This is a genomic window from Paenibacillus sp. YAF4_2 (assembly GCF_052113225.1).
GTDB lineage: Bacteria > Bacillota > Bacilli > Paenibacillales > Paenibacillaceae > Pristimantibacillus.
The window spans coordinates 47,470-56,260 of record NZ_JBFRCT010000020.1 but is presented as its reverse complement, the minus strand read 5'-3'; the positions used below and the strand labels follow the sequence as shown (position 1 = coordinate 56,260).

Sequence of the window (8,791 nt, the reverse complement as noted above, 5' to 3'; positions counted from 1 at the left end):
TTCGATAGAGATCAATACATCGCTTTTTCCGTTATTTCTAACGGGGCAGTTTTGCTCGTTGTTCAGTTTTCAAAGAACAATTTATTTTTCAACAACGCTGCATATCTTATCACGTTATCGAATTCAGTGTCAAGCTTTATTTTTCATCGGTCTCAATTTCTATCCATCAATGTTTTTCAGCTTTCCGTCCCAACCGCTTGTTTCTCTCGGCCAGAAATAGAATATACCATAGGCATACATTGCATTGCAAGACTTTTTTTGAAAAACTCTTTCGAAAACAAGATGTCTTGATCTAATCACAAAAAAAAAAAAACAACTCCTGCAATCATGCAAACTGAAACTCAAAATAATTACTTCATTATAAGCAATCATTTCAGAGCATATATGGTTGAGGCAAACTGTGGCTTCGTTTGAGGACGGGGCTTTTATTTTCTCTTCATGCCTTTCGTCCTCTTTGAAATAGCTTGGCAACTGCACTCCTAGGGAATAGAGACTCCGATCTCCTCGTATATGCTAATTCACCGCAATAACCAATGGATCACTAGCTTCTTTTGAGCTTCTTTCACTACCACTTATTCGTCTGGCCAGTGACCAACTGAATCGAAGAAACATTGATCGAGAATGAACCGTCAGTCCCAACATAGTTAGTTGCAATTGCACTATATCCGCACATGCAACCCTCTGCCTCCAAAGATAATTTTCCTCGTCAGGTTCATGATCTGTGAACTTTGTCCATTTCACTATTAGAATGATTAGCGTACAATCCACCAAAAATACAATAACAAAGAAATTCAAATTTATATAATAACAATCCACTTACTAGAAATTAATATTTAAATAGGAATTTGAAAAAATCCACTACCTAATGCTTTCGCTGCTGCTAAAAAGAAATATCGGATACGCCCATCCTCTTCTCTCCGCTCTTACATACAATGTTTTAGCCCATCAAATAAGGAGTGACTAGATCATGTCATTTTTCCCGCCTCCTGGCCCCCCAGGATTCCCCGGACAGCCGGGACCTCCGGGAGGACCACCCGGGCCCGGGGGACCTTCGGGACCGTCAGGGCAGCCGATGGCTCCCAGCTCACCGCCGCCAGGATTCATCCCTCAACAACCTCAGGTCTCACAGTTTGCTGTTGACCCTGGCGCGATTTCTCGTTGTATGTTTAGGAATACGTACATTTGGCTCAGAAATGGAAACCAATTCTGGTTTTTCCCAGTATTCTTAGGGCGTACATCCGTTGCGGGTTTTCAGTGGAACGGAAGGTTCTGGATGTATACTGGGCTCAGCTTGCAGTCCATCCAATCATTCACATGCGTCTAACCAAACATGAGAAAGAGCTCCGTCCCTCTAGGATGGAGCTCTTTCTTGTGTTTGCATTTCTCTGTGATAGGCTTATACAGCAAACATCCACTGCCTCATGCGGTAGTGGATTTACTTGCGCAGGCGAGGAGCATCGAGAATACCTATTTTATGGAATATTATTATGGGGTTGTCTATCCATCGTTCTAAAGGCACCCGAATAGGCGCAGCTCCGTCCTTAATGTTATAATGGCGGCAAATCCTAACTATCGACGAGAGAGGGCACGGGCGCTTGAGATTCCGGAAAATCTACCGCAACTATATACAAAATAACTTGTTCGTCAAAGTCATCCTCGTCTTCGCGGTCATCGTACATTTGACGATCATCACGCTCTCGTACCTGCTCTTCGGTCTCATTTCCGATTCCATCGTGAACAGCGAGCTGAACAACCAGAAGCAGGCGATGGAACGGGTGAACCGCTATATGGAGCAGAAGTACGACTGGGTGCAGAACACGGTGCAGGACATCTACCGCAACAGCCTGCTCGCGAGCAACGCGTCCTACTTTCTCCGGCATACCTACAGCGAATACGCGCAGTACATGCTCGACCAGAACTACGCGGGCGGCAACGAGAGCGCGGTCGATATTCTGAACTATCTCGCGGACCGGATGGATGCCGATCCCGACATCCAAAATATCCTGCTGTACAGCACGGACATGCAGCAGTTGTATGCCTTCAATCGGAACGGCCCGCGGCGGCTGTACAAGACCAATCCGACCCGCTCGTACATTCCCGAGATCATGGCAGCGGACGGACCAGTGGCGGCAACGCCGAACATCTGGATACGCGGGCTGATCGGCCAATGGAACTCGCAGCTGTATTCCATGCGCGTCCAGGTGAACGATAAGAATACGCTCAAGAACATTGGACAGTTGCTGCTATACTTCGATTCCGGCATGGTGAACCGGTCGCTTGACCAGCAGCGGACGCCGCTTAAGGGCGAGATTCTGGTGCTGTCGCAGGACGGGCAGGTGCTGTCCGATTCTGCAAACCGATACTATGGACAGATCTTCCCGTACATGAAGCAAATCGGCTCCTTAAAGGAAACCGAGGTGCTCGACGAGCCGTCGTACATCTCCACACTGACACAGAACAAAGCCGGCTATCTCGTCGTCGGCATTATGCCCAAAAGCGTGATGGCCGAGGCTTACGCCGGCCTCAAGCGGACGATCATTCTAATCAGTTCGATTTGCATCGTCGTCGCGGTGATCATTCCATCCATCCTTATCGTCAATATCTCGCGGCGGACGAACCGGATCGTGCACTTTATGCGGAAGGTGGAGGGGGGCAACTTCACAGCCCGCCTTCAGGACGCCCGCGAGGACGAGCTCGGGCAGATCTCCCAGAGCTTCAACGAGATGCTCGACGAGCTGGGCCGGCACATCGACCGGGAATACAAGGCGGAGATAAGGCATAAGCAGACGGAACTTGCCGCCCTGCAGGCAAGGGTAAACCCGCATTTTCTCTACAACACGCTGGAGGTCATCCGAATGCGGGCGATGTCACAGGGCGCGGTCGACGTAGGCGAAATGATCTACAGCCTCGCTGCGCTGTTCCGCAACTCGGTCAGCGCGAAGGCGGAGAACACGCTGGGCGAGGAGCTCGAGATGTGCAGGCTGTACCTGGAGCTGTTCCGAATCCGTTACAAAGACAAATTCGCCTACGAGGTCGAATGCGACCAAGAGCTGCTGCGAGTACCGATCGCAAAGCTGCTGCTGCAGCCGATTGTAGAGAACTATATCGTGCACGGGATGGATTCCCGGCGTAAAAATAACCGCCTGACTATCGAAGCCGTACAAGAGCACGGCCTGATCCGGGTTGAGATACGCGACAACGGCAAAGGCATCGAGCCGGAGCAGCTCGCACGCATCATGCGCCGGATAAAGATGCCGGAAACCGAGGAACAGCAGTCCTTCGGACTGCGCAGCGTGCACGAGCGGATCGAACTCGTGCATGGACCCGGCTACGGGATAAGTATAGAGAGCATGCCCGGGAAGGGGACATCGGTGACGGTGACCTGGCCCGAGGCCAAACAAGGGGAGGAAGCTGGCCATGTATAAAGTATTGCTCGTGGACGACGAGCCGTTTATCACGGAAGGCTTGAGCGACGCCGTCGATTGGTCCGCCTTCAGCCTGGAGGTTGTCGGCAGCGCAGAAGACGGCGAGGAAGCGTTGGAGCGACTGCGCGAGTTGCCAGTCGACCTGCTCATCACTGACATCTCCATGCCGATCATGACCGGACTGGAGCTGATCCGCAAAGCGCGGGAGCTGCAGCCGCAATTGAAGGTGATCATCCTGAGCGGGTTCAACGAATTCAATTATCTCAAGGAAGGCATGCACCTTGGCATCGAGAACTACCTGCTCAAGCCGATTAATTTCGGGGAGCTGGAGGCGACGCTTTCGGATACGGTACGGAAGCTGGAGGCAGACAAGCCGGACAGGCCATTGGGGGAAGACGAAATTGGCATCCTGCGGGACAATGTCATGACCCGATGGGTATATGGGCGGATCGCGTTGCCCGAGCGGACGGAGCGGACGGCGCTTCTCGGTATCGATCTCTCTAAGCCGTATGTAGCGCTGGCGATCATCCGTTTTCGTCCGGAGCAGGGTTCCACTGGTTACGACCCGGGCGACTGCATCGCGGATGTCCTGGCCGAGGAGATGGACAGCCTGTCGCTTATTCCCTTTCGCAACGACGAGGGCGAGCTGGTCGTCGCCTGCTGTATAAACGGGGACCAGCGGAATCAAGCTAAGGTGACGGAAGCCTTGGAAAGAGTGGCGGACAAATGGGAAAACAGGCATCTCGGCCCGCAGATCGCGCTCGGCGGGATCATGGCGACAGCCGATGCCGCCGCAAGCTACTTAGAGGCGCGTAAAGCGCAGCAGTTTTTCCTGGTGCGGCATGACCGGCATTTGCTCGACTATGCGGATATTTCCGCTGAAACGGCAGCTCTTCCTTCAGGATTGTTCGAATGGGAGGCTTATGCCAAGCCCATCCTCGCCAAGGACAAGGACGAGCTGGCGGAGGTTATCGACCGCGATTTCACGGCTATACAAATAGTGGAGAGCTTGCATCCCATCAGGGCGAGAAGCGCAGCCATCGAGCTCATGATCCTGATGAAGATCGAAGTTGACAAGCTCGGGCGCGCAGATGCCGCAGAGGTATTCCAAGGCGCGCTCGACCAAGCGGTGACCGCGACAACGCTCGAAGGCGTGAAGAAAGCCGTACGGACGGCGGCCTTCTTCGCGGCCGATTCGTTTTCCGGGGAAGACATGAGTCCTGTCATCAAGCAGGCGTTGCGCTACATCCATGAGCACTACGCAGAAGCGCTGACACTCAAGTCGCTTGGACTGCAGTTCCACATTCACCCCAATTACCTCGGGCAGCTCTTTCACAAGCAGACGGGGGATACGTTCACGGATTACCTGAATAAATTTCGCATCGACAAAGCTAAGGAACTGCTGGCGGACAGCCGGCTCAAAGTGAACGAGATCGCAAGACAGGTCGGGTACTGGGAGACAGGCTACTTCTACAAGCAGTTCAAGAAGCATGTCGGGATGGTGCCGGGCGATTTTAAGGAGCTGCTGTGACGCCAAGGCGTCATTCGTGGTTCCTTTCTTTATTTTGTACACTTATTCTTTGTTTTCTATTATTTTTGAAAATGTTTTCATCTTCTAAGATGAAGTAGCAAGAAGTCGCGACTACTGAAATGCTACACAGACAAAAGGGAGGAAATACAAATGGGAATCATCCGTAAAAAGGCATCTATCGGCCTGACGTCCGCGATGGCCGTCATGCTCTTGCTGAGTGCCTGCGGTAGCAACGGCAACACTGCCGCGAACAACAACACTTCGTCCGGCAACACAGGCGGCAACAACGCCAAACCGGTCGAATTGAACTGGTACACAATCGGCACGCCGCAGAAAGACGTCGACAAAGTCATGGAAGCGGTTAGCGCCTACACGAAAGAAAAAATCGGCGCAACGGTCAAAATGACGATGATCGACTGGGGCGATTACAACCAGAAGATGCAAGTACTGACGGCTTCCGGCGCAGATATGGACATCATGTTCACTGCGGCATGGGCGTTCGATTACGTGCAAAACGCGCGCAAAGGGGCTTTCGCTCCAATCGACGATCTGCTGACGCAATACGGCAAAGGCATTACCGACACGCTGAACCCTGCCTTCTTAAGTGGCTCCAAAGTCGACGGCAAAAACTACGGCGTACCAGCGAACAAAGAGCTTCCGACATCCGAGGTATGGCGCTTCAACAAGAACATCCTTGACGAAAATAAGCTGAGCATCACAGACGTGCGCTCCCTGGAAAGTCTGGAACCGTTATTGAAGACGGTCAAACAAAACAACCCGGACGTGACGCCGCTGCAAGTGGACAAGACCTTCACGCCGTACATTCCATATGACTACCTGATTGAGAAATTCCCGCTGGCCGTTAAGCTGGGCGACTCCAGCTACAAAATTGTAAACGTGTTCGAAACGCCAGAAATGAAGCAAGCACTCGAAACGATGCATAAATACTACCAAGCCGGCTACATTCCGACAGAAGCCGCAACACTGGAATCGTCCTCGGACGTGCAGGCGACGGGCAAATGGTTCACTGACAAAGCGACGACGCAGCCGTTCGCGGACAACGTATGGTCGACCAGCTACGGCTACCCTATCGTCTCGACGCCGATGAGTGACGCGCTGATCTACAACGCATCGGTCATGGGTTCCATGCAAGCCATCTCCGCGAACTCGAAGCATAAAGAAAAGGCGATGGAATTCCTGAACCTGCTGAATACTGATCCGGTTCTTCGCAACATGGTCGACTCCGGCATCGAAGGCACGCACTACAAGGTAACCGATGGCGACTACATGGAGAACCTGCCGGAGTCCAAGAACTACGACATGCCAACGTTCGCACTCGGCAACATTATGATCACGCACCTGAACCCAGGCGACCCTGCCGACAAATGGGAACAGTTCAAGAAATACAACGATGCAGGCAAACCTGCGGCACTACTCGGCTTCAACTTCGATCCGACGAAAGTATCGAACGAGATCGCTGCCGTGCAAAACGCGAAGGAATCCTTCTGGGCACCGCTCATGACGGGTACCGTCGATCCGGTTAAATACTTGCCGCAAGCGATCAAGAAGCTGAACGACGCGGGTCTCGGGAAAATCCTGACCGAAGCGCAAACGCAGCTTGACGCTTGGAAAGCTGCGCAAGGCAAGTAAACCATTTATAGCACCGAAGGGCGAATGTTCGCATTCGCCCTTTTTTCAAAAACAGAGAAACGAACGGGATACCGTACGTTGTTTCGCGTTCTAAGGGATGAAACTTGTGCCGCCAATGGACGGCATAGCCGTTTCATCTTGAATCCTAAGAGTCTATAAGTGTTTTTTATAAACATGGCTTAGAATTCTCCGGATTGAAACGTGCCACCCCGCCCTAAGGACGGGGAAGCCGTTTCACCTTGGGACAATTTGCCGCAGGCCCTTGGTGCTGCGAACAAGACTTCGCTTAGAAAGGGTGAACCCCATGAAGGCCTTAGGGCGTTTCTTCAAAGACATAAACCGTAATAAAGCCCTGCTTCTGATGGTGCTTCCTGCTACCGTCTGGTTTATTTTCTTCTCGTACCTGCCAATGCTCGGTACTGTGATTTCCTTTAAGGAATACCGCGTGCACGGCGGATTTCTCTCCAGCATCATCCACAGCCGCTGGGTCGGCTTCGATAATTTCAAGTTTCTGTTCAGCACAAACGATGCGTACATCATCACCCGCAACACCTTACTTTACAACATCGTGTTCATCATCATTGGTCTAGTTCTGGCAGTGGCCATGGCCATCGTCCTTTCCGAAATCGCAAACAAGCGGCTGGCGAAATGGTTCCAAACGGGGATGTTCCTGCCTTACTTCCTGTCCTGGGTCATCGTCGGTTATTTCGCATATAGCTTCCTCAGCTACGACCGCGGCGTGATGAACAAGATCGTCCTGGCGTTCGGCATGGATCCGCAGCAATGGTATTCGGAGCCGAAGTACTGGCCGTTCATCATCGTCATCGTGTTCCTATGGAAGTCGCTCGGTTATAACAGCGTCGTCTATCTGGCCGCAATCATGGGCATCGACAAATCGCTGTACGAAGCGGCAATGATCGACGGCGCGAACAAATGGCAGCAGATCCGCAACGTCACGCTGCCGATGCTGACACCACTCATGACTATATTGACCTTGCTTGCCATAGGCCGCATTTTCTACGCGGATTTCGGCTTGTTCTACCAAGTTACCCGCGATTCCGGGACGCTCTATAACGTCACGAACGTTATCGATACTTACGTCTACCGCGGCCTGAAGACGACCGGGGAGATCGGCATGAGCACCGCAGCCGGCCTGTATCAATCGTTCGTCGGCTTCGCACTCGTCATCACGTCCAACTGGATCGTTCGTCGTTTCAATAAGGACAACGCGTTATTTTAGGAAGAAAGGAGCATCATCATGGCATCCCTTACGAAATCCAAGGACTTCCACCGGCTGACACCGGCCTGGAACATCATCTTCAACCTCATTGCCGGGCTCTTCGCGCTGGCTTGCGTGTTTCCGTTTCTGCTCGTCATGGTCATCTCGTTCACGGACGAGAAGACGCTGGCGCAGGACGGGTACTCGTTGTTTCCGAACAAATGGAGTACCGACGCCTACAGCTACCTATTCAAGGCTGGCGATCAACTATTACGCTCCTACGGCGTGACCATTCTCGTCACGGTCGTCGGCACGGCGATCAGCTTGATCTTCATCTCGCTCTTCGCGTACGCGATCTCCCGCAAAGGATTCAAATATCGTAAATTTTTCTCGTTCCTCGCTTTCTTCACGATGCTGTTCAATGGCGGACTCGTGCCGTCCTACATCGTGACGACGAAGCTGCTCGGCCTCGGGAATTCCCTGTGGGCGCTCATTCTGCCGCTCGCGGTCAACGCCTTCTACATTATGATCATGCGCACGTTCTTCTCGACCATGATCCCGGACGCAATTATCGAATCCGGCAAAATTGACGGCGCCGGCGAGTTCGGCATCTTCTTCCGACTCATCGTACCGCTCGCGCTGCCAGGGCTCGCAACAATCGCGCTGTTCAACGTGCTTGGCTATTGGAACGACTGGTTCAACGCCCTGCTGTACATCGAGAACCCCGACCTGGTGCCGCTGCAATCGATGCTGATGCGGATCGAGAACAGCATGCAGTTCATTCTTGCCAACAGCAACAACGCCTCCTTGGGGACGTCCGTGCTGCAATCGATGCCACAGGATACGTCGCGAATGGCGATGGTCGTCCTGGCAACCGGGCCGATCGTGCTCGCCTATCCGTTCTTCCAGCGCTATTTTGTACAGGGGCTAACGGTTGGCGCCGTGAAAGAGTAATGCCCTTTAGTA

The 8,791-nt window shown here is 52.5% G+C and carries 6 protein-coding genes; all 6 read left to right on the top strand.

What is annotated here, in order from left to right; all coding sequences use genetic code 11:
- The first annotated feature begins 967 nt into the window (after nt 1-967).
- The 6 genes from AB4Y93_RS28680 (at nt 968) to AB4Y93_RS28655 (ending at nt 8,779) form a co-directional block, all read left to right on the top strand.
- Nucleotides 968-1,324 carry a collagen-like protein gene (locus AB4Y93_RS28680; protein WP_441897177.1) on the top strand — a complete coding sequence of 119 codons (357 nt, stop codon included), beginning with the start codon at nt 968-970 and terminating at the stop codon, nt 1,322-1,324.
- 271 nt (nt 1,325-1,595) lie between these two features.
- Nucleotides 1,596-3,425: a cache domain-containing sensor histidine kinase gene (locus AB4Y93_RS28675; protein ID WP_441897175.1), complete on the top strand. Its 1,830-nt coding sequence runs from the start codon at nt 1,596-1,598 to the stop codon at nt 3,423-3,425.
- Nucleotides 3,418-4,956 carry a response regulator gene (locus AB4Y93_RS28670; RefSeq protein ID WP_441897173.1) on the top strand — a complete coding sequence of 513 codons (1,539 nt, stop codon included), beginning with the start codon at nt 3,418-3,420 and terminating at the stop codon, nt 4,954-4,956. Before AB4Y93_RS28675 ends, AB4Y93_RS28670 begins: the two co-directional genes overlap by 8 nt.
- A 150-nt stretch (nt 4,957-5,106) precedes the next feature.
- Entirely contained in the window at nt 5,107-6,606 is a 1,500-nt protein-coding gene (locus AB4Y93_RS28665) for an ABC transporter substrate-binding protein (RefSeq protein ID WP_441897171.1), read from the top strand.
- 304 nt (nt 6,607-6,910) lie between these two features.
- A complete protein-coding gene (locus AB4Y93_RS28660; protein ID WP_441897169.1) occupies nt 6,911-7,846 on the top strand; it encodes an ABC transporter permease in 936 nt (311 codons plus the stop codon).
- Between the two features lie 18 nt (nt 7,847-7,864).
- The gene (locus AB4Y93_RS28655) at nt 7,865-8,779 is read left to right on the top strand and encodes a carbohydrate ABC transporter permease (RefSeq protein ID WP_441897168.1); all 915 of its coding nucleotides are present in this window, start codon (nt 7,865-7,867) and stop codon (nt 8,777-8,779) included.
- The last annotated feature ends 12 nt before the right edge of the window (nt 8,780-8,791 follow it).

Bases quoted from the DNA above. Each gene is read 5' to 3' on its own strand.
- AB4Y93_RS28680 (WP_441897177.1), top strand. From the start codon at position 968: ATGTCATTTTTCCCGCCTCCTGGCCCCCCAGGATTCCCCGGACAGCCG.
- AB4Y93_RS28670 (WP_441897173.1), top strand. From the start codon at position 3,418: ATGTATAAAGTATTGCTCGTGGACGACGAGCCGTTTATCACGGAAGGC.
- AB4Y93_RS28665 (WP_441897171.1), top strand. From the start codon at position 5,107: ATGGGAATCATCCGTAAAAAGGCATCTATCGGCCTGACGTCCGCGATG.
- AB4Y93_RS28660 (WP_441897169.1), top strand. From the start codon at position 6,911: ATGAAGGCCTTAGGGCGTTTCTTCAAAGACATAAACCGTAATAAAGCC.
- AB4Y93_RS28655 (WP_441897168.1), top strand. From the start codon at position 7,865: ATGGCATCCCTTACGAAATCCAAGGACTTCCACCGGCTGACACCGGCC.